This window comes from Gordonia sesuvii (assembly GCF_036350415.1).
Lineage (GTDB): Bacteria > Actinomycetota > Actinomycetes > Mycobacteriales > Mycobacteriaceae > Gordonia > Gordonia sesuvii.
Genome location: NZ_JAZDUF010000021.1, coordinates 1 through 1188 on the forward strand (window position 1 = coordinate 1; position 1188 = coordinate 1188).

Below are 1188 nucleotides of genomic sequence, written 5' to 3' on the forward strand. Positions count from 1 at the left end.
GAATGGGTTAATGCCGTGCGCAGCTTCGGCCCGCACCTCGCGATTGGTGGTTACTCCTCGTGACATCGCTCGCACCATCCGCCGCAACGCTCCGTCGCACGAACGGGCGGCGCATCAATGTCAGCTCCCGCATCCCGAGCTCGGTCATCCGGGTGGCGTGGGTGTGGCGCAGGCTGTGTGGGGTCAGCCAGGGCTCGCGCACTCCGGCGCGGGTCGCGGCCCGCTGGAACAGCCGGACCAGGCCGTCGTAGCTCAGCGGGTGGTCTCTGCGGGCGCCTCGGCCGCCGATCAGGAACAGCAGCGACGTCTGGGCCTCCGGTGGGCGTTCGAGCAGCACGTAGCGGTTCAGGGCCGGCAGTGCCCGGTCCTCGAGCAGGTCCACCACCCGATCTCGGCGGGACTTCTGCCGTGCGCCCTGCGGGTGATCGTCGCGGTGGCGGACGGTGACCCGTTTCCGACCGTAGGAGATGTCCTCCAGATGCAAGCCCAGCACCTCACCCGGGCGCAGGCCGCCCTCGTGCATGAGCTCGAGCAGCGCCCGGTCCCGCAGCTTGTCCAGTTGCCCCAGCAGCGCCAGGTAGGTCTCGTCCGGGATCGGGCGGGGCAGCGTGTCGACGGTGCGGACCCGCAGGATCCGGCGGACCGGGCGCTGATCGGCGCTGGTCAGCAGCGGTGGCCGATGCCGGCCCAGCACGCGGGCCGAGGCCTGGTCCGCCTCGCGCAGGATCGGGTTCTCCACCTGGGCGTAGCCGCCGCAGCTGATCAGGAACTCGTAGAACGACGACACCGCGGCCAGCACCCGGTTGCAGGTGCGCGCCGACAACCGACGCCCGTCCCCGCTGACCAGACCGAGCTGGCTGCGCTGCGCCCGACCGGACGACGACTGCGCCCGCAGCCAGCCCAGGAACTCCGTGGCCAGCATCGGGGAGAACCCGCTGACCGGCTCGCCGCGCTCGTCGAGGAACTGCAGCAGCTTCATCAGGTCGTAGGCGTAGGCCCGGACCGTGTTCGGCGAGTAGTCCCGCACCGCCAACGACGACAGGAACGCCGACACCTCCGACACCGGCACCCCGGAGTCGTCGACCACCGCCACAGTCGGCTCGCCTGGCCGCTCCGGTTCGCACTTCACCACTCGCACAACCGCGAACTAGATCATGAACGGCGACCGTCTGACCTGCAGCTTCCTCG

General features: G+C 70.5%; 1 protein-coding gene. It reads right to left on the reverse strand.

Translation table 11 applies throughout. The features are described 5' to 3' along the window. Positions 1-7: 7 nt before the first annotated feature. A complete protein-coding gene (locus VZC37_RS24660) occupies positions 8-1132 on the reverse strand; it encodes a tyrosine-type recombinase/integrase (protein ID WP_330437425.1) in 1125 nt (374 codons plus the stop codon). Between the last annotated feature and the right edge of the window lie 56 nt (positions 1133-1188).